Raw genomic sequence first — 20,261 nt, 5'->3', positions numbered from 1 at the left:
GAACGGCGCACGGCGGCGAGATCCGGTGGGTCGCGATCAAGCCACCTCAGCAGCGTCTGGGCGTTGACGACGATCGCACCGAGCGGCTGGTTGAGCTCGTGTGCAAGCGAGGCCGACATTGCGCCGACCGTTGCGGCCTTCGATGCCTTTGTCAGCTCCGCCTGCGCTTCGGCCAAGGCCTTCAGAGCCATTTCGCGCTGGGTGATGTCGACCATGCTGACGACAACCCGGTTGAAGGCGGCCGGATCTTCGGGAAAACTGATGCTGAGCAGCACGAGCTTGTCTTCGCCATTGTCCGCTCGCGCCTCGGCCTTGTCTTCGAACACCCTTTCGCCGTCCATGATCGCCTGCAGCACGTCGAGGAATTTCTCTTGCCCGGGGATGACGGACCGGCGCAGGGTGCCGACCGCCGCCGCCTGAGGTCCCAGCAGCTCGCGTGCCGCTTCGTTCGCCGCGACCACTTCGATGAGACCGACGCAATGATCGACGACGGCCGGTTGGGTGCGCGCATGCGCCTTGATATCGGTGACGCCCTGCGCCCTGAGATCCATCAGATAGCGGCGCAGCTTCGAATAGTCTCGCTCCCAAAGGGCAACGCGGGTGCGGTCAAAAATCGACCGGTATCGGGCCTCGCTGTCCTTCAGCGCGGCGTTGATCGAAAGCAGCGCGAGGCGGGCACTCTCCGTTTTCAGGAGCAGCATGGTCGTGACGAACAACGCAGCAAGCGCCACGGTCAGGCGGATGGTCGATTGAAGGTCTGCATCGTTCCTATGCGTCGTGGCGTAGGAAAGAAGCGAGAGGGCGGCACACACGGCTGCGATGACAAGCAGGCCGGTGCGCGTGGTTGCTTGGGCGGCCACAAGCATGGTGACGACATAGAGAACAGCGATGGCGCCCTCGATGTCCGTATAGGTATCAACGTAAAAGACTGCAGCTGCAAGCGCGGCGGCAATCAGGCCGAAAGTCAGATTGTGGCCTGATCCCTCTGCATCGTGAGCGCGAAATATCGTTGACGCTGTAGACATTGTTCCCCCAGTCTAGTTTGCCGAAACCATACCTTCTTCCTTACCCAGTCTAACCTATACATAGGTGTGAGTCGGACTGGCTTTTTGCAGGCAGGAGACAAGCCTGCGGTTGAACGCCATTCCTCGTCTTGGATGTTCGTGTGATTTTGCTGCGATATCGCCGCTGACCGGCAGGCCTGGTGGGCGATCGTCGATCAAGCGGCCTTGCTCTGCGCAACCGGGGTCCCTGCTGCAGGCCCCTTACGATGAAAGTCCGGGTGGAGTGGGCCGAACGGCATCGCGCCCATCAACGCGACCAGGCCCAAACCGACGACGGCGAAGCAAAACGACAGGATAAAGCCGTCGGAATAGGCAAGCACATAGGCCTGCGCTCGGACGTGTGCCGCAACTGTCGACAATGCCTCCAGGCTCCCCCGCGGCGAGGCACCGAACAGCGTCTCCAGCCTGGCCATCACGCCATGGAAATCTCGTGAAGAGGCCGTAATCGGGCCATTCAGTACGTTGGAGTGAAACTGCTCGCGTTGCCGCAGCCAGGTGCTCAGCACGCTGACAGCCAGTTCAGCACTTCCAAGCCGGATGACCTGAATATAGGCGGACGCTGCGGTTGCCCGCTTTGGATCGGTGTTTGCCAAGAGGTAGACGACAGTTGAGAAGAAGGTGAACGACTGGCCCGCGGTAAACAGGAGAACGACGGGCAGGAAGTTCCAAGGAGACCATTCAATCGTCAGCCTGGACCCAAAGAGAGAACCGAGCGCCATCGCCACCAGACCGATGAGGATGCACAATCTCGAATCCACCCGACGCTGCAGATAGACGGCCAGCGTGATGAAGACAAAGACCGGGATGACGGCACCAACGACATAGAGCTCGGAAATCGCAATGGGTCGCAACCCGACGACGTTTTGCAGGAACGCCGGGATGACGATCGAGCCGCTGGAGCTCGAGAATGTGAAGGCGACAATAACGGCGTAGCCGAGCCCGATGTTACGCGACAGGATGACGCTGGCATGAGCCCAGGGGAGTTTCACCACGCTCTCGTTGATGAAAAATCCGATGGCAAGGATTGCGCCGCCGGCAAGAAGCGAATTGATGATGCCTGACTGGAACCAATCAAGCCGGTTTCCCTGGTCAAGAGCGATATAGAGCATCGTCATCGATGAGCCGAGCAGCAGCATTCCGCCCCAATCGGCAGTCGCAAGCAAGCTGACGTTGATCTCCTCCTTGGGAGCAGCAACGAGAAGCAAAAGCGCAATGAGTGGCGCGACGATCACGTCCTGCCAGTAGAGCCATTGCCAACCGAGGTAGTCCCCATAGACCCCGACAAGCACGAAGCCGAGGTTTTGCGACAACGGAAGGCGAAGCGCGTAAATCGCAATCCCGACTAGCCAGTATCTCATGTCGAGGTTCCGGAAGATCACCATGATCGTTGCCGGGATGAAGACGCCGAGCAGCAGCGCCCGCACAGCATGAAGCGCATAGAGCGCAGGCCCGTCATGGAGCAGCGGGATTGCAAACGAGATGCAGGCGTAGACAAGGCTCGAAGGGATCATCACCCGGCGGACGCCAAACACTGTGGCAAGCCATGCCACCGCTGACGAGATGAGGATCTGCGGTGCGTTGGCAGTCGTGTTCAGCCAGGAGGCCTCGTCGGCCCCCAATGAATAGGCGCCCCGCAGGTCTGGAAGGCCGACGGTAAAGACCCTGGTGTCGAAACCGACCACGAAGGACGCCAGCAGCAGCGCCGCAACGATCAGGTAGGGGCGGTTGGCTGTCGTGCCGCTGGTCACCGGACCATAGGCGCTCGGTGTGGCGCTCACGGTTTTGCGTCCGCCGATGTATCGACGCTGACGACAGCCGACATTCCCGGCTTGAGCTGATTGGCTAGCGTTTGACCTGGATCGAGGTCGATCCTGACAGGAATGCGCTGCACGACCTTGGTATAGTTACCGGTGGCATTGTCAGGCGGCAAAAGCGCGAAAATGGAGCCGCTCGCCGGCGACAGCCGGGAGACCTTTCCATTCAGCGTCTGGCCGGGAAATGTATCAATAGTGACCTCTGCCTGACGGCCTGGGGTCATACGGGCAAGCTGTGTCTCCTTGAAGTTTGCCGTCACGTAGACGCTCGGAAGGGGCACCTCCGAAATGATGCCGGTGCCGGCGGCGACAAAATCGCCTTCGTGGACGAGCCTGCGTCCAACGACACCATCGAAGGGTGCATAGATGCGGGTGTATCCCTGGTGAATCAGCGCCGTGTCGAGATTTCCCTGTGCGGCGCTAACTTCAGCGCGCAACAACGGCTCCTGTCCATCAAGAACCTTCAACTGCGCCTTCTGTTGCTCGATGGCGGCTGCGGTCGATTTGACGGAAGCCTGGGCCTGGAGATAGGCCGCTTGTGCCTGCTGCAGCAGCTGCTGCGACGTGGCATCGCCAAGATTTGTCTGCCGGTGAAACTCAAGCTCAGTCTGGGTCTGCTGGGCAAGCGCGGATGCGTTCTGCGCTTCTGCTGCCTGCACGACAGCCTTCTGCAATGCGGTTTGGTTCGCAAGGTTTGCGAGCGAGGCGTTGGTGGATGCAAGGTTTGCCTTCGCCACCTCGACGGCGGCGTCATACTCGCGGGGATCGATTTCACCGAGCAACTGGCCTTTCGTGACCCGCTGATAGTCTCCAACCGGCGTGCTTCGTACCGTGCCGCTGACCTGCGCGCTGAGGGTGGAGACATCAGCATTGATGACCGCGTCGTCCGTCGATTGCCTGGCAGCACCGGCCACCCATCGGTTCCAGTCTGCCATGACCAGTGCCACGCTGGCGCAGACGACCGCGATTGCCAGGGCCGGAATGGCGAGCCGTCTGATTGTCGCCGTGGCCGTCGAAGGCTGCGGGCTCGAAACGAGGGCCTCCCCGGCCGGCGCGAGACTGGCCGGCGGTGGGCTGAGGTTTGTGATATTGAGTGGGTCGTCCATGACGAGCCTCACTCGTTTCTGTTGGCGGAAATCTTTGTCCGGACGGCTATGGGAGCGGGCACGAGAAAAACGTGCCAGCTGTTGTGGAACTGCGCCCGGCCGAGCGCCATGAAGGCCGTGCCGGCGATCAGATTGCCGAGGGTGATCCAGACCAGATTGTGAAGAGCGCCAGCAACAGTGATATTTGCGGGATAATCGCGAATCAGCCCCATGAAAAAGGTGGCAGGATCGACATGCACACCGGCGGGGAACGTCAGAATGTCGCCGAAGCCGATATAGGCGCCCAGGATCGCCGCTCCTATCAGGAACGCGAAGAACCGGGTGCGGACCATGGGTGCCTTGCATTCGCCCAAGCGGGCAAGGTTGGTGACGGAATCCTGGTACATGACGAGATCCTCGCATCCTGCCCGGACTGAGCCGAGCGCGTCGCTGGTTGATGCAGGGAGTCTAGTCGCACGGACTGCTGCGGTGAATCATACGTAGGTGTAGGTGGCAAGTGGTGTGGGATTGGCACGCGGGACGACTGCAAGCAAAGGAAACAGGTGCTGCTCGCGATCTCATTCGCGCTCCTTGCCGGGGCAAGGCCTTGAGGAGAATAACCCCGGTTCCGGCGGAAACGAAAATTGGACACGCTCGCTCGATCTGGCAGTCCGCTGTTTCACACGGACGTGGGGGGAAATGGATTGTCGCGATCGTCGGTTCGCGAGCATGCTGATCGCCAAAATCCTGCGGCCAGGGCGAGTTACGTCCAATATTTGGAAAAGATTGTTGATGATGCCGCGGTTTCTTGCAGGTGCCAAAGCCTCCGGCTCTTACAAAAAAAGGCCGTCTCCGGGCGGATGGAGACGGCCTAGGCGGACCTTGGGAGGATCCGCGGCCTCGGCGGAGGGGAGGGACACCGAAGCCCGGTAGCTGGGAGGATGCTACCCGCCTCATCGAGGGGTTGAGGCGATAGAGAAAAGGTAGACCGATCGGGCAGATTGCGTAACTACACTTAGGTATGGGCCCGCCTATACCACCAGGCAATCCCGGTTTATCTGCGCGCACGTCTATCGATGAACGATCCCGAACGGTGGGCGCGTGAGAATAACCTTAGGCGGCCGTGCTCTGCGTCCTGCCGATAGGCTGGACATAAATTGTCGGGAGGAACGTGGCTGATGGTAGCTCTGCTACCGAGTTCGGTAAAATCCTATCGCCGAGCAGATAGGTACCCTGCCGCCAATTCCGCCCGGCAAGCCTCACCAAAATCAAGGAGAAAGTTCATCGCGCCGGAACGGGCGAGATCCCGGATTTCAGAGAGCGAGCGATTGGGTGTCAGATAGGTTTCGACGATCCTTGCCATCGCCAGCTCGGCTCCATCCACGACTGGACGGGATGAGATCAGACGCATCTGGGCGACCAATGCATAAAGCAGCACGAGGTCGGAGACGTCGTCCTTCTGGTGGCTGATTGCGTCACCGTAAAGCCGCGTGGCTTCGGCGATGAAATCCGAAAATAGCTTTTCGCGCTTGGCAGCCTCGACCTCGCGATGTTTTTCCTTCACCTGTGATCGATGCGTCATCCATGTGGTGGCAAACGAGGTCAGGCTGCCTATCGCAATGCCGGCGAGACCCATTAGAGCAGAGATGTATGCGTCCATGAGAATTCTCCTCTCTAAACGAGACGGCGCGCGTACCACGTAAATCACTGAGCGGTTTTCCGACCAGTTCCAATATCCAAGCGTGCTCGTCGAATAGCAGATCGCCGAGCGGTAGGCTTGGGACGTCCTACTCGGGAGGCGGAGGACCTATCCAAACGCCTTCTGGTACCGTGGGGATACAATTCGCCAGTCCGTCGAGCATGCCTTGCAAGACGTTCTCGGTCAGCTCCTCCATCTTGCCGCTGGGACCGACGAGGCGGTCTACCAGCAACAAAGTGAGTCCGTGCATTTGCGACCAGAATATTAGAATGGCCCCATCAATCTCACGTGTGTTTGCCGCGGTGTTTGGAATGAGGCGCCCGAGAGCGCCGTCGCATAGCGCCCCTACAATGAGGGCTTTCATGTTGTTAGCCGCAGTTCTTTCGATCGCAGGGCGCCCATTATCCTGACCGGTAAGATAGCCGCCGAACATCAATCTGTAGAGTGCAGGATTGTTGACGCCGCCGCAAACATACGCGCGCGCCATGGCTGCCAGCCGCTCGCGCGGACTGTCGAGTTTCTTCGTCGCGTCGGTCATCTTTTTTGCAAGGAGCTCGAATCCGACCGCCGAGACGGCCGTCAGCAATTCACGCTTGTCGGCGAAGTGTTTGTACGGGGCATTATGGCTGACGCCCGCTCGACGGGCGAGCTCCCGAAGCGAAAATTCTGTGCTTTGGGACTCGCTGAGAACATCGAGTGCGGCACTTACGATCGCCCTGTGCAGGTCACCATGATGGTAGGGGCGCTGCTCTGTCGTGGAAATGTCTTGGGTCATGTCCGTCCGTTTAGATTTTTAAGTTGCTTCTGTCAACATTTTTGCTCGAGCAATGTTGACATTGTCCACTCTAATCTCTAAGTGGGCGTTGTCAATATCTGGTAAGCCCCGTTACACGCATTGGAGACTCCCATGAACCGTGAAGACCGCAGCTTAGAAGCAGCTTGGCGGAGCCAGTACTTATGAGCCACCATCATCCTTGTGTATGCGGAAATTATACGGACGCAGCAGACAGGCGGGGCTGCCAGGGAGCTATGCCAGGCTCAGCCACTCGCTTTCGAGCATGAAGCGTCCACACACTGCTCAGTGTTCTCCTAGCCGGCGCGCTCAAGACGACGAATGGTCGTCCTAGCCGGCGGCATCTGATCGCGAAGGAGCGGGTGGTAGTCGACTTTCTAGCGAAGACATCACGCGGCTTGCCTCGATCAAGGACTCCTAAACCTCCGTATAGGTCATCCCCTCCTCTTCGCTACCCGATCCTTCCTCCCGATCAATAGCAGGTCGAGCAGTGTCCTGCTACGGTCAGGGTTCATTCGATGTCATCAAGCTCACTGGGGAGTTCATCACGCCGCGGGATAGCTGCATCAAGAACAGTCCGGACGGCAGTTTCACCAACACAAGGTGTTCGGCCACGCCACGGGTCTTTGCCTCTTCGTTCCTCCGCGCTCCTTCTAAGGATTGACACCATGACACATGAACTCAACCGCATCGAAATCGATCTGGTCCCGCTGACGCTAATTCCCAGCGCATATGGGAAAGCTAGGCCCTGGGTTCCGGGCACTCCGCGCCAGATGCCGCCAGATGGTTCATCATCGCCGAATACGGCCTTTGAGGCTCATTTGATGATGTTTTCCGTCATGCCGCCACGAGAAACAATCACGCCTCCCTGGGGACAAGCTTTGCACGCCTGGAGACCTGCCTTCACCCTGTACGCTATTGGGACGCGGTTCGGTCTTTGGTGCTACTCCCTCGGACTTGTCCGTCTTGTACAGGACTTCGAGGATCTTTCCCTGACCATGCACTAAGCCAAGCGATCCGCGTCTTGGAAAGGGTCTTTTAGTCTGCACTTGAGGATCATCGAGCTTGGTGCCTAGCACCTTTTCGCTGGCGCGAACGCTTTGGATGCTTTCCATCGCGTCGTCCAGTTTCCTGTCGCGCGATTTCGCAAATCGATGCGCTTGTTGCTTTCGCCACTGCCGCCCCCATTGGCCCGATGACCGCGTCGTGAAGGTGAATTCAGCTTCGGCCGCGCCTCGGTCGTCTCGTGAGGAGAAGAGAAGTCCGGCCGACGGCCTTCACACTTCGCAGAGACCTGCACTTGCTGCGAGAGCTTCAGCCAGTTGTTGATCCTATTAAATTAGTTTCCCAACATTGCCATTTGGTCGGCATGATTTGCGCCAGCGGTTTCGTCTCGTTCGAGAGGCAGGGTGAACAGAAACACTGCCCCACGAGGTTCATTAGCGATGGCCCACATCCGGCCCCCGTGAGCCTCGATGATCGAACGGCAGATCGCCAGGCCCATGCCCATGCCGCTGGATTTGGTCGTGTAGAAGGCCTCAAAGACGCGATCCATACTTTGCGGGTCCAGCCCTGGACCCGAGTCGCGCACCCCGACGACCACGCCTCCTGAGGCCTCTGTATCGGTGCTGATCAGCAACTCGCGCTCTTCCTGATCAGTGCCGCTCATCGCCTCGATGGCGTTCATGATCAGGTTTAGGATCACCTGTTGCAGCTGGACGCGATCTCCATCCACGGACGGGAGGCTCGTCGCGAATTCGGTCTGCAGTGTGACGCCTTGCCGGAGCACTTCACTGCCGGTCAAGGCAATCACGTGACGGATGGCTTCATTGAGGTCGAACTGCCCCTTGCGAGGGGGTTCCTTCTTGACCAAGGCGCGGATCCGGCCAATGACATCGCCGGCTCGATTGGCGTTCTCGACGATCCGGCCGAGCGCCTGAGTCGCCTCCTCCAGATTCGGCGGATGGGCACCGAGCCAGCGCAAGGCCGCCTGGGCGTTGGTGAGCGACGCGGCGAGCGGCTGATTGACTTCATGGGCGATGGAGGCTGTGAGCTGCCCCATGGTGGCGACGCGGTTTGCGTGGGCCAGTTGCCCCTGCGCCTCGCGCAAGGCTTCCTCGCTCTCGCGTAACGCCTCTTCGGCCTGCCGGCGCTCCGTCAAATCGAGGACGAAAGAGACACCTTCGTTCCTGCTTTCTTCTAACAGTGCACCGCCGATCAACACGGGCAGACGGCTGCCATCTTTCCGAAAGTACTCCTTCTCGAACGGTTGGACTGCTCCGATCATCTTCAGCTCTGCGACGGTTCGTGCGTCGCGGTCGCGCCATTCGGCCGGCGTCAGGTCCGTCCAGCATAGCCGACCCGAGGCAAGATCCTCTCGGTCGTATCCTACCATGCGGAGGAACGCGTCGTTGGCCTCAAGAATGTGACCTTCGATATCCCAGATGACGATCCCGATGATGTTGGCCTTGACGAGACGACGGATCTTGGCTTCTCGTTCAGCGAGATCGCGGTACAACCGGGTATTCTCCAGTGAAATCGCTGCCTGAGAGGCGAGCAGCTTCAGGACCGCGATCCGGTCCGGCGCGAAGACTTGAGGGGCAAGGTTGTTCTCAAGATAGAGTACTCCGGTCAGTTGGCCCTGGTTGAGCAACGGCACGCAGAGAATGGAACGCGCATGGTGCTGACAGATGTAGGGATCCGCGGAAAATGGATTCTGAGCTGTGGCATCGCCGAGAACCACGCTTTCGTTTGTGCGCAGGACATAATGAAGGAGCGATTCCGGCAGCGTGATCGCGGTCACGATCTCGTCACGCACGTGCACCACGACCGTGTCGCCGCCGGTCGTTGCCTCCGCAGTGATCCGTGACTGACCGCCACGCGGCAGGATCAACAGGCCGCGCTCGGCACCCGCCTGCTCAACCGCAGTGCGCAAGACCGTGTCGATCAGCTTTTGAACGACAATCTCGCCCGACACGGCTTGCGAGATTTTCAAAACGGTTGCGAGATCGAGTTGCTCGACCGGTGCATCAATGGTGCTTGTTGGAGCTGGCGCGCGTTCTTCGCCTCTCAGGTCAGGATAGAGTTGGTCGAGCTGCCGCACCTTAGCGTCGGCACCCCAGCGCAGATAGCAGCCACGCGCGTTGCGGAGATAGAGACGGGTGAAGTCCTCGAAGCCTCCCTGCGCATAAAAGCGGGCCGCGAGTTCATATGCGATGGCTTCATGATGAATGAAGCCGTTTGCGCGCGCCGAGCGGATTGCTTGTTCGTAAAGACGCACGGCGTCGATTTCGCGACCTTCAAGGCGTGCTATCTCGGCGCCGACCAGCGCGGCTCGGTTCTCGAAGTTCTCCGGGCAATTCTTCGCATAGATCTGAAGCTGTCGGTGGTGGGCAACCAGAGCCTCCGTATGTCGTGCCCGCTGGTCAGCCACAGCATAGTCGCAGCATGCGGCGCGGGCCAGGGCACCGTAGAAATGATGTTCCGGCGTTTCTTCGAAATGCGAGACCGATGTCCATGGTAGCCTCTGCGCCCGCAATGACGCATCGACAGCCGCCTCATAGTCGCCCGCAAAGAACCGGGCCTGGAGTTTTCTGACAAAGTAGCAGGTTTCCGCAAGATTCGGATTTTCGGAAAACCGGCGTTCGATCTCAAGTTCGTCAAATCCGTCGTCGTCAAAGGAGCCGAATTTCCGGGTCAACCCGCGCAGCGTCCGGACGAGCCCGAGCTGCGCGCTGGCGAGATCTATGACGAACTGGAACCGCACCTTCTGCGCAAATGCGAGGCCAATCTCCGCTTGGCATTGCACTTCCATAAGCGGATCTCCCGCCGCCAGCAGGTTCGAATTCAAACTGACATAGCTGTATCCGGCAAACGTGAGGTCGCCGCTCTGGTTGGCAATTTCAAGCGCTCGCCGCAAGATGTCTCGGCCGGCTCGGACATGTCTCGTCCACGGTATGACGTGAGCCCCGAAGTCTTTATAAGTCCTGGCTTGGAAGCGCTTCAGTTCGCTCTCTTCGACCAGTTGGCAGCCAAGCCGACCGAATCGGAATCCGGCCGCATAGTCGCCGAAGCGTGGTCCGGCAATATAACCAAGCGACACATAATGGTAGCAGGAACCGTCGCTATTGCCTCGCTCGAGGCTCAGATTAACAGCCAGGCAGATCGCCATGCATGCAAGATTCGCATCGGTATGCCATACCGCCCCAACGAGCCGGGTGAGAATATCCAGCGTCGCGGAGGATGCTGGGTCGCTCATCAACGGCAGATCAATGAGGTCCTCGATCGCGCGGCTCCCGAGCTGCGACCAGATCCGGTCGTATTCTCGTTGCACCTCCTCGTCGGCCGGATGCGACGACCAGTCGATGCCGAGATGCTGCCTCAGGTAATCGAGACCGACGGCGGCGGAGCGACTGGTCTGACCGAGCGCAGCATAGAGATCGATGCGCAGGCAGGCGACAGCAGCCTGGTCGTCGGCGCAGACAGCACAATTGGAAAGCTGCGCCAACCGCTCCTCGGCCTCCGGCAGCGCGCCAACGAGGAACTCGCATTCGGCTCGGTTCAGCTCAAGCGCGAACGGCAGTTGGTGCTGGCGCTCCCAGGCGTCTTCCGGCAGCAGTGTCGTGCCGGCAACAAAATAGTTGAGCGCTGAGGCGTAGGCCGTCGAGGCCTTGGCGCGCTTGCCGGCCAGCAGATTGAACTCTGCCAGTTGCTCGCGCTCCTCAACTGAGGTGATCAATGCGGCTCCGCGATTGAGCTGGCTGACAATCTCGAAAACATGATCGTCAATCAGCTCCGGCGCAGTGTTCGCCGCAAGCAGTCTCCCTATGCGAAGGTGCAACTCCCCGCGTCGCTCCTCCGGGATCAGCGAATAGGCGGCTTCCTGAACGCGATCGTGGACGAACCGGTATGCACCTGCCAGACGCTCGAGCAGTTCATGATCGACGGCAGGCCATAAAGCCCCGGCAACTTGCTCCTCCGGGGTCCCGAGCACGAGTGAAAGCATCCTGGTATCTGCGATGTTTCCAAGGCAGGCGAACTGCTGCAACGCCTCCTGCGTTTCGGGCGGCTGGCGCGCGAGCTTGCCGACCATGAGGTGCACGACGTTATCGGTGTATCCCTTGGCGTGAATGCGCTCGAGATCCCAGGACCAGCATGCCGCGTCATGATCGAAGGTGAGCATTCCCTCTTCGGCGAGCGAAAACAGGAACTGACGGACGAAGAACGGATTGCCGCCGGTCTTGTCGTGCATCATTTGTGCGAGCGGGGCTGCACGCTCGGGCTGACAGTGGAGCGCATCCGCAATCAACTGCCGGAGATAGTCTTTAGTAAGCGGCGCAAGCGTGATCTCCGCGACCTTGCCGCCGGCGGTCTTGATCGCGTCAAGCTTGCGCATCAGAGGATGGGCCGCGGTGACTTCGTTGTCGCGATAGGCACCGATCAGCATGAGATGCTGCAGATCCGGCCGGGTCAGCAGATCCTCCAACAGGTCGAGCGTCGCCGCGTCAAGCCATTGGAGATCGTCGAGGAACAGCGCCAGCGGATGTTCGGGGCGGGCAAAGACGCTGATGAACCGCCGGAATATCAGCTGGAATCGCCGTTGCGCGTCTTGTGGCGGAAGTTCGGCGACCGGCTGCTGGTCGCCGATGATGAGCTTCAGTTCGGGGACGAGATCAACCATCAGCTGTCCGTTCGGGCCCAGCGTCTCGCGAAGGGCCTCGCGCCACGGGGCCAAATCCGCCTCGCTCTTCACGAGGAGCCCCTTGAGCAGGCCCTGAAAGGCCTGCGCGAGCGTCGCATAAGGGATGTCGTGCTTGTACTGGTCGAATTTGCCGGACGCGAACAGCCCGCGCGGCGGCACTAGTACTTTGTGGAGTTCATTGACGACCGCCGACTTGCCGATGCCGGAATAGCCAGAGACCAGCACCAACTCCGGCGCCCCGCTCAACACCACGCGGTCGAAGGCATTGAGCAAGGTCTCGACCTCGTGCTCCCGCCCGTATAGCTTCTCGGGAACCAGCAGGCGGTCCGGGATATCGCGTTCGCCGAGCGGGAATGCGTCAATCCGGCACTGCATTTCCCATTGGCTGAGACAGCGGCTCAGATCGTATTCGACGCCGCCCGCCGTCTGGTATCGTTCCTCGGCTGTCTTGGCGAGCAGCTTCATGACGATGGCCGAGACTGCCGGTGAAACATGCGCCGCCCGGTCGTTGGGCGGTATCGGCTGCCGTGCAATGTGGCAATGCACCCATTCCATCGGGTCGGAAGCGGCGAAGGGCAGGCTCCCGGTCAGCATTTCGTAGAGGGTCACGCCGAGTGCATAAAGGTCGCTGCGGGAGTCGATCGAGCGGTTCATGCGCCCAGTCTGCTCGGGGGCCATGTAGGCAAGCGTTCCGGCGACCACTTCGGGCGGCTCGAGCGCCTGCCGCTCGCGAGAGAGGCGCGAGGCAATGCCGAAGCCGGTTAGCCTCACCTCGGCGCCCGTGCCCGTTACCAGGATATTGGCCGGTTTGATGTCCTTGTGGACTAGACCGCGCTGGTGGGCCCTGCCGAGCGCAGCGGCGATGCCGATCGCGAGGCGCAAGAAAAGCTCCGTTTCCATTGCCGTTCCGAGCCGCCGAGCGAGCGGCTCGCTGCCCGGATCTTCAAGCACCAGCATGGTCCGGCTGCCTTCGCGTACCAACTCAAGCGGTCGCACCGCCCATGCGCTATCGAGCTCATCCTTCAATCCATATTCATGGTCGAGGCGGCCGAGGCTTGAAGGTGTCGGGTACTCGAGGGGCGAAAGCACCACCAGCACCGGGTTCCACTTGCCGTCGGCGCCCTGGCGCCGTTCCCGGTGGAACACGCGATCACCGTCCTCCCAAAGAACCTCCAAACTGCCATCTCCACCAACGCCGAAGAAAGAGGATGTGCTAATTTGCCGACTTCGTCATCTCGCCTGTCGCATCTGGCACTGCCACTTTCGTTTCGGAGACCCGTCCAATCAAATTGGCCACAGCGAGCACATATGGCGAACCGTAACGACTTCCCTACCGTCTTACCACATCTCGCCTGTTCGTCCCAGCAAGCGAGCGGCCGTCACCCGCCCGTTCGATGCGTGGTCCGACGAAAGACCGCCCAGCGGCGGCTGGGCGGTCGCGCGGGTCGTGGACCCGCAGAGCTTCGGAGGAGGGAGCGCCGAGCTGGTTGGTAGCAAAGGGGACTTCGCTACCTGCCTGTCCCGAGGCAATGAGTGGAGACTAGCGATGGAAAGGACGACGGGAAATTATACTGTGGTTTCTTCTTGCGATACTTTAGAATACCGGCACCGATACCCATCCGCGAACTTTTGCTCAGCGAGTGACATGTCGGCGACGTCATCCGGGGCCTCGATAATGACTGGGACGACGGTCTCTCTGCAACTAACCCGGCAGGACGGCAGGTGGTACGGCGGCGGCGCCGCCGACAATAAAGGCCAGCATACGGCCAACATCGTGCGCTTCGCGCCGTGATCGAAACGCGCGGAACGCTTGGATTCAAGTCGGTCTTGAGCGCACGACCTTGTCTGCCATGCGGGAAGACTAAAAAGAGGCCTCCCGGTGGGAGGCTCGAGGCGGGCCGATCAGCGGCGATACGGCCTGGGAGGAGGAAAGGAACCCGCACCATAGAGGAGAACTCCCGCCGGGACTATTGGCCACCAGGAAGGATCGATTTCCAATGAAGAGGGGGTGACCTATACGCACAGCCAAGACCCTTACGAGTGCGTTTGCCGCTTTGCTGGCGCGAGCATCAGCTTGTCAGCCATACGCGCGAGTTCGGGCAGGGATTTGGTACCCATCTTCTGCATGACCTGGCTGCGGTGAACCTTCACGGTAATCTCGCTCACGCCTAGATCGCCGGCAATCTGCTTGTTGGGCCGTCCGGTAACCACCAAAGCCATCACCTCGCGCTCCCGCGGGGTCAGGCTATCGAAACGAGCGCGCACCGTCGCCAAAGCCTTTTCATTTTCAAGCCACATGCGGTCGCGCGCCAGGCCGGCGTGAACGGCGTCGAGCAAATCCTGGTCTCGGAACGGTTTCGTCAGGAACTCGACCGCGCCTCCTTTCATCGCCTGGACAGACATCGGAATGTCGCCGTGCCCGGTGATGAAGACGATCGGCAGCTGAACATTCTCCCGCGACAGCTCGAGCTGAAAATCAAGACCGCTTTGTCCCGGAAGCCGGACATCGAGCACGAGACAGGTCGGTCCGTTGGGTCGCCCAGACCTGAGGAAGTCGCCTACCGAAGCGAGGAGATTGACGGCAAAGCCGACGGAACGCAGCAGACCGCCAAGCGCCTCGCGGATTTGCGGGTCATCATCGATGACAATGATGGTTTCTGGCGCCTCGGTCAATCGTCAGAGCCCCCAAGGTGAATCGACGTTTTGGGATATATACTATCTACCCCAACTGCAGCAGCAGCGGGCGAAGCCCAAACAGCAGAGCGCCAGTCACGCGATAAGATCACTCCTCCTCTCTCCTTCGCTAATGCCGAAACGGTTTTTCTTTCGCACACCAGGATGCGCGATAATTACCTCGGCTACAAGGCTAGATGCGGGCGGCCCCCAAAAGCGCTTGCGCGTCGTGCAGTCTGCGATGGCGTGCGAATGCGCCACATGGCCGGCGTCTGCCGTCACAAGGGAACGGCGCCGCAGGTATCGGGCGGCGCGAGGCAAGCAAACCTCAAGCACTAATTTAGCGACGCCGTGCCGAGTGAATCCGGCATAGATTGCGTACAATCGAAAAGAAGTCCTTCACCGGATTATTCTAGTCGGGACAAGCTTCAAGTCTGGCTATCGGCGCCAGGCCGCTTCGGCAACGGCAGTAAACGCCAGACGTGTCAGGCGACGTGGAACTCGCATGCTTCATGGAAGAGTTTTCGATGAGCCTTGCCTTCGCCAATCCCGCCTATCTCTGGTAAAAGCGGCGCTTTGGATGCTCACTCCGGCACGGGCGGCCAAGCGGGGATGAAACTCATCGTCGAGCACCGATGCAAGCCTTTCGCCGGCACGGCCTATGCCCGGACCATCGCCGCCGTCTGCCAGCTCTTCGAGACGACGGCGCGGCCCTACGACAAGCCGGCGACTTGCGACTACAATCCTTGACGGCCAACGGGTCTGGGCGAAAGCGTCGCCTGGGAACGCCCCCTTCTGCCTGTACGTCGCGCTCGAATCGGAAGCTCAGGCGGCCACTGGCGCGACCGAGGTTCGACCAGGCGCCGCATCGGGTCAAGCCGCAGCCAAAGCTCCTGGTGGTCGCGCGGCTGTCCGGCCATTCACCACCCTTCCGCGCGGCACAGTCGAGACCTTCCTCCCACCACTTCTTCTGCATCACCGACTGGCCCGACGCGCGAATGGTGCCGCTTTCGCAGCGCGTTGATCTCAAAATTCCATCGACTGTCTCATCTCCATGTTCTGGGACGCTCTTGGCAGATGCCCCGCTCGTTGCCGCAAGGTTTAGACAACTTATACGATCGTATAGCTTGCGATGCCTTTGTCGCCGATCAATACTAAATCCATCCAGTTAAGCGCGCCACAACGCCAATTTGGCACGACGCCGATCGGCGAAGTCGGGAGGCGGCAGTGCCAACCAAGAGACCTCTGATTGCGATCGTCGACGACGACGAGTCGATGCGGGAGGCTATCAAGGGGCTCATAAGGTCGATGGGATTTGACGCCCAGACCTTTTCATCCGCGGATGATTTCTTGAGATTCCCTCATATCCGCCGCACGGCCTGCCTCGTGACGGACATCAATATGCCCGGAATGAGTGGGCTCGATCTGCACCGCCGGCTCGTCGCGCTGGGCAGGAGCATTCCGACTGTTCTGATCACCGCCTTTCCGGAAAAAAATGTGCGCGCATCTACGTTGGGCGCGGACATCGTCGGCTGCCTGACAAAACCGTTTGGCGAACAGATCTTGCTTGATTGCATCCGTTCTGCGCTGGCTCTCGATAGCGAGGGCGAAAGCGGTTCATGAGATCGCAAAGACCAGAAAATGTTGTTCATACGGGGTCCAAGGATCCTCTGTGGACGCGAAATTGTTAACGGTCCATTCTGACCTGTTAGCATTTGGCGGTGACCGGGCAGAGGTCGTCTCGCCCGGTTTTGAGATAGGGTGAAGTGAAAGACGACGCCCGAGGCTTTTGAGCGGCCCCACAACCCGCCCGCTATGCGCCTCGATTATCGACCGACAGATGGCCAAGCCTTGCGCCTTCGTTGACTAAAAAAGGTCTCGAACACCCGCTTCGCAATTTGCGGATCGAGCCTGCTGACGGGGTCCTGGACGGCCTCCCATGCGTCGTGCCGTGATGTAATCAGGCGCTCGCGCGGCCGGTCCGCCACCTTCGTCAAAGCCTCAAGCCGCCCTCAACGGAATTCTCACATCCAACGGCCTCGACGTAACCACGATATCTAGGCTTCGATCCGTCGCAGCAGTTGAAGGGAACTCAGGCGAGGGGCTGTACCAAATAGGCGGGCGCGGGAACGCTAGAGCATTTCATGTTTTGACGGCAACATAGCCAGCATTCTCGAGATAGTTGGCGCATTCGTCGGGTTTGATTGTTTCAACGAGCCTGCCGATGGACCGCCAGGTATCGTCGATGGTCCGCTTTTGTGCGTTGCGCATCCAATGCTTGATCTTCGAAAAGGCTTGCTCGATCGGATTGAGGTCCGGTGAATAGGGCGGCAGGAACCAGAGCCGTGCACCGGCGGCTTTGATAGCCTGACGGATTGTCGCGGACTTGTGGCTGCCGAGATTGATGGGGTGGACGCCCCCTGACGGCATCGCTGTGCCAAAGTGGTGTCGTTGATCATCACTTGAACGGAGGCGTCCATGTCGGAAGTTAGCATAATCGGGTTGGATCTGGCGAAGAACGTGTTCCAGGCGCACGGTGCAGATGCATCGGGAGTTGCCCTGTTTAGAAAGAAACTTCGCCGCGATCAGGTGCTTAAATTCCTTGATGGGCAGCCGGCTTGCACGGTTGCCATGGAGGCTTGCGGCAGCAGCCATTATTGGGCGCGGGAGATCACGAAGCTGGGACATGATGTCCGGCTGATCGCTCCGAGCTACGTCAAGCCCTTCGTGAAGAGGCAGAAGAATGATGCAGCTGATGCGGAAGCGATCTGCGAAGCCGCGCAACGGCCAACGATGCGTTTCGTGACGGCCAAGAGCGAGAAGCAACAGGCTGCAGCGATGGTGTTTCGCGCTCGCGATCTTCTGGTGCGCCAGCGGACTCAGACAATCAATGCCATACGTGGTCATCTTGCCGAATTCGGTCTGGTGGCCGCGCAGGGCCTATTCCATGTTGCCAAGCTTGCAATCGCGATTGAGGATGAAGGCTCCGCCATTCCAGAGGCCGCCCGTCCGATCCTGTTTTTGCTCCTGGAGCAGTTGCGCTCGCTGGATGAGAGGGTGGCTTTGCTTGACCGCGAGATCGCCCGGCGTGCCAGGGAAGATGAAGACGCCAGACGACTCATGACAATCCCCGGCATAGGGCCGGTTACCGCGACGGCTCTTTCTGCGTTGGCGCCTTCTGCCCCAATCTTCAAGAGAGGGCGTGATTTCGCGGCATGGCTCGGCCTCACGCCGTTGCAACGCTCCACGGGCGGAAAGCAGAAGCTCGGTGAGACCTCGCGGATGGGCGAGCGAACCCTGCGCCGACTGCTAATCATAGGGGCCAGCGCTGCCGTGCGTTGGGCAATGCGTAAGGGCACGACGGCAGATCCCTGGCTTTCGCGCATGCTGAGCCGCAAGCCGCCCATGCTGGTGATCGTTGCCCTCGCCAACAAGACAGCACGCATTGTGTGGGCATTGATGGCCAAAGGCGGAACCTATCGGCCGCCCGGGATGGCGGGGTAGTCTGGTCCGCGCAGCCGGCGGACTGCCGAAGTGTGAGAAGGTCGAACGGAGAGTATGGCGCAACGGTCAATGAGACGGGATCGGGAAAACCAGGTCATGGATACGCGCCGTGAGCGCGCGAGATTGAATTGGACCCGCTCCGCGAACTCCCATACGGGCCCGCGGCACGTCGAACGCCGCATCGGAGGCCGGACACATGTCAGCACCCGACCACGCTCCGAGCTCTTCAAAAGATTCTTCTTGCATCGACGGGGGCGTCCACACATGTCCATGATGACGATGTCGCCTGGCTTGAGGACGGGGACCAACTGCTGCTCGACATAGGCGCGAAAGCATTGGCCGTTGATCGGTCCATCGAAGACGCAAGGCGCTGTCAGCCGGTCGTTCCTCAAGGCACCGAGGAATGTCAGCGTGCGCCAGTGACCGTGCGGCGCGAAGGCCCGCAGACGCCTGCCTTTCGGTCCCCAGCCCCTGATGGGTGTCATGTTAGTCTTGATCCAGGTCTCGTCGATGAAGACAAGGCGTCCCGGATCGAGATGCCGTTGCAAGGTCTTCCATCGCTCTCTTCTGCGGGCGACATCGGCGCGGGCCTGCTCAAGGGCGAACAGCGTTTTTTTTGAAGCGCAGCCCTTCGCTGCGGATGAACTCCCAGACGGTATTGTGGGAGACGGCAATGCCTCGCGACGCCAATTCGGCTTTCAGGCCATGCAGCGTCAGATGCGGGTTCTGCTCGAGCCGCTCGGCAATGAAACCACGATGCGGATCCAGAATGCGTTTGCGATGGCCGCCCATCTTGCCGGGACGAACCGATCCGGTCGCGCGGTGGCGCTGGGACCACTTCACCACCGAAGACGCGGCCACCTCAAAACGGGCAGCCACGGCACGGACACTTTCGCCGTTCAGGACGGCTGCAACAACACGCTCACGAAGATCATTCGATAACGGTGCGGTCATGTGATGCTGGCCTCCATCCAGCCAGCATCAAATGAATCAGAACAAATCTGATTTGGGAATCCGACGCGATTCAGAAAAACGCGGAAACGCTCTAGTACTACAGTTGCGGTTTACCGGAAATCATGATTCACTTCCCGCATTTGGCGGGAGGGAAGTTTAATGTCGGTTGCGGGTTGGTCCGGGTCGGTTCTGGCGTGGCATCGTGAGCTCGATGCCTTGAAGGTGCGGTTGGGGCCGGTCTTTGGTCGCCGAGAATTGCGCGCATCGTGCGGTGCCTTTCTGGATGGGTTGTTGTCGGGAGTAGAGCGCAAGACTGGCTGGCTGCTGGCGGAACAGGCAGGACTGGAGCGCCCTTATCGGATGCAATCGCTGCTGGGGCGCAGCCATTGGGATGCTGACGCATTGCGCGATACGGTTCGCGCCTATGCAATAGAGTCTCTCGGTGACGCGGACGGCGTTCTTGTGGTCGATGAGACCGGCTTCCTGAAGAAAGGCGCCCATTCAGTCGGTGTCGCACGACAATATTCCGGCACGGCCGGCCGGATCGAGAACTGTCAGATCGGTGTTTTCCTTGCCTATGCTAGCCGCTACGGTCAGACCCTGATCGATCGGCAACTTTATCTGCCGAAGGAGTGGGCCGAGGATGAAGCCCGCCGTGCTTCGGCTCACGTCCCCCAGTCCCAAGCCTTCGCGACCAAACCGGCCATTGCAGCCAAGCTCATTGCCGATGCGCTGGATGCCGGCGTGCCTTGTGCCTGGGTATTGGCGGATGCGCTTTATGGTTCGGATTCCAAGCTGCGCCGGATGCTGGAAAGCCGTGGCCAGCCTTATGTTCTGGCAGTGCGCTCCAATCATTGCCTGCGCTTTGTGCGTGAGCAAGGGATCGAGCAGACCGATCCCGAAACGATGGCTGATGAGTTGAAACCGGAGGTTTGGCAGAGCCATGCAGCAGGCGAAGGTGCCAAGGGGCTTCG

Annotated in this window: 13 protein-coding genes and 2 pseudogenes; 5 read left to right on the top strand and 10 right to left on the bottom strand. The window is 59.9% G+C overall.

The features are described 5' to 3' along the window. The 6 genes from BSG20_RS31705 to BSG20_RS31680 form a co-directional block, all read right to left on the bottom strand. Positions 1 to 1,025 (bottom strand): nitrogen regulation protein NR(II) (locus BSG20_RS31705; protein WP_478013405.1); only part of this gene is annotated, 1,025 nt, incomplete at its 3' end. Positions 1,026 to 1,219: 194 nt separating this feature from the next. Continuing rightward, a complete protein-coding gene (locus BSG20_RS31700; RefSeq protein WP_072381663.1) occupies positions 1,220 to 2,842 on the bottom strand; it encodes an MFS transporter in 1,623 nt (540 codons plus the stop codon). Further along, positions 2,839 to 3,984: an HlyD family secretion protein gene (locus tag BSG20_RS31695; RefSeq protein ID WP_072381665.1), complete on the bottom strand. Its 1,146-nt coding sequence runs from the start codon at positions 3,982 to 3,984 to the stop codon at positions 2,839 to 2,841. The genes BSG20_RS31700 and BSG20_RS31695 overlap by 4 nt, the downstream gene beginning before the upstream one ends. Before the next feature lie 8 nt (positions 3,985 to 3,992). Then, on the bottom strand, positions 3,993 to 4,370 hold the full coding sequence (locus tag BSG20_RS31690) for a hypothetical protein (protein WP_072381667.1): 378 nt from the start codon (positions 4,368 to 4,370) through the stop codon (positions 3,993 to 3,995). Between the two features lie 803 nt (positions 4,371 to 5,173). Then, positions 5,174 to 5,623 carry a hypothetical protein gene (locus tag BSG20_RS31685; RefSeq protein ID WP_072381669.1) on the bottom strand — a complete coding sequence of 150 codons (450 nt, stop codon included), beginning with the start codon at positions 5,621 to 5,623 and terminating at the stop codon, positions 5,174 to 5,176. Between the two features lie 127 nt (positions 5,624 to 5,750). After that, positions 5,751 to 6,437, bottom strand: coding sequence for a TetR/AcrR family transcriptional regulator (locus BSG20_RS31680; RefSeq protein ID WP_072381671.1), 687 nt, complete (start codon positions 6,435 to 6,437; stop codon positions 5,751 to 5,753). Between the two features lie 686 nt (positions 6,438 to 7,123). Here BSG20_RS31680 and BSG20_RS31675 point away from each other — a divergent pair. Continuing rightward, a complete protein-coding gene (locus tag BSG20_RS31675; protein WP_072381673.1) occupies positions 7,124 to 7,462 on the top strand; it encodes a hypothetical protein in 339 nt (112 codons plus the stop codon). A gap of 332 nt (positions 7,463 to 7,794) precedes the next feature. Here BSG20_RS31675 and BSG20_RS31670 read toward each other — a convergent pair whose 3' ends face one another. Beyond that, entirely contained in the window at positions 7,795 to 13,332 is a 5,538-nt protein-coding gene (locus BSG20_RS31670; protein ID WP_072381675.1) for a trifunctional serine/threonine-protein kinase/ATP-binding protein/sensor histidine kinase, read from the bottom strand. Positions 13,333 to 14,190: 858 nt separating this feature from the next. Further along, positions 14,191 to 14,829 (bottom strand): response regulator transcription factor, encoded by a 639-nt coding sequence (locus tag BSG20_RS31665; protein WP_072381677.1) that lies wholly within the window; start codon positions 14,827 to 14,829, stop codon positions 14,191 to 14,193. A gap of 612 nt (positions 14,830 to 15,441) precedes the next feature. Here BSG20_RS31665 and BSG20_RS36815 point away from each other — a divergent pair. Next, positions 15,442 to 15,579 carry a hypothetical protein gene (locus BSG20_RS36815; protein ID WP_167371640.1) on the top strand — a complete coding sequence of 46 codons (138 nt, stop codon included), beginning with the start codon at positions 15,442 to 15,444 and terminating at the stop codon, positions 15,577 to 15,579. A gap of 477 nt (positions 15,580 to 16,056) precedes the next feature. Continuing rightward, on the top strand, positions 16,057 to 16,452 hold the full coding sequence (locus tag BSG20_RS31660) for a response regulator transcription factor (RefSeq protein ID WP_072381679.1): 396 nt from the start codon (positions 16,057 to 16,059) through the stop codon (positions 16,450 to 16,452). A gap of 519 nt (positions 16,453 to 16,971) precedes the next feature. Here BSG20_RS31660 and BSG20_RS31655 read toward each other — a convergent pair. After that, positions 16,972 to 17,232, bottom strand: a pseudogene (locus tag BSG20_RS31655) (transposase); the annotation flags it as partial. Between the two features lie 75 nt (positions 17,233 to 17,307). Between BSG20_RS31655 and BSG20_RS31650 the strand changes: the two are divergent. Continuing rightward, on the top strand, positions 17,308 to 18,333 hold the full coding sequence (locus BSG20_RS31650) for an IS110 family RNA-guided transposase (protein ID WP_072381683.1): 1,026 nt from the start codon (positions 17,308 to 17,310) through the stop codon (positions 18,331 to 18,333). 257 nt (positions 18,334 to 18,590) lie between these two features. On the opposite strand, the pseudogene BSG20_RS31645 reads toward BSG20_RS31650, so the two are convergent. Further along, positions 18,591 to 19,287, bottom strand: a pseudogene (locus BSG20_RS31645) (IS630 family transposase); the annotation flags it as partial. A gap of 159 nt (positions 19,288 to 19,446) precedes the next feature. Here BSG20_RS31645 and BSG20_RS31640 point away from each other — a divergent pair. Next, positions 19,447 to 20,261, top strand: an 815-nt coding sequence (locus BSG20_RS31640; protein WP_093041684.1) for an IS701 family transposase, incomplete at its 3' end; no start/stop codon positions are given.

The sequence above is a fragment of the Rhizobium tibeticum genome (genome assembly GCF_900110205.1).
GTDB classification, from domain to species: Bacteria; Pseudomonadota; Alphaproteobacteria; order Rhizobiales; family Rhizobiaceae; genus Rhizobium; species Rhizobium tibeticum.
This window is presented reverse-complemented; position numbering and strand designations above follow the sequence as displayed.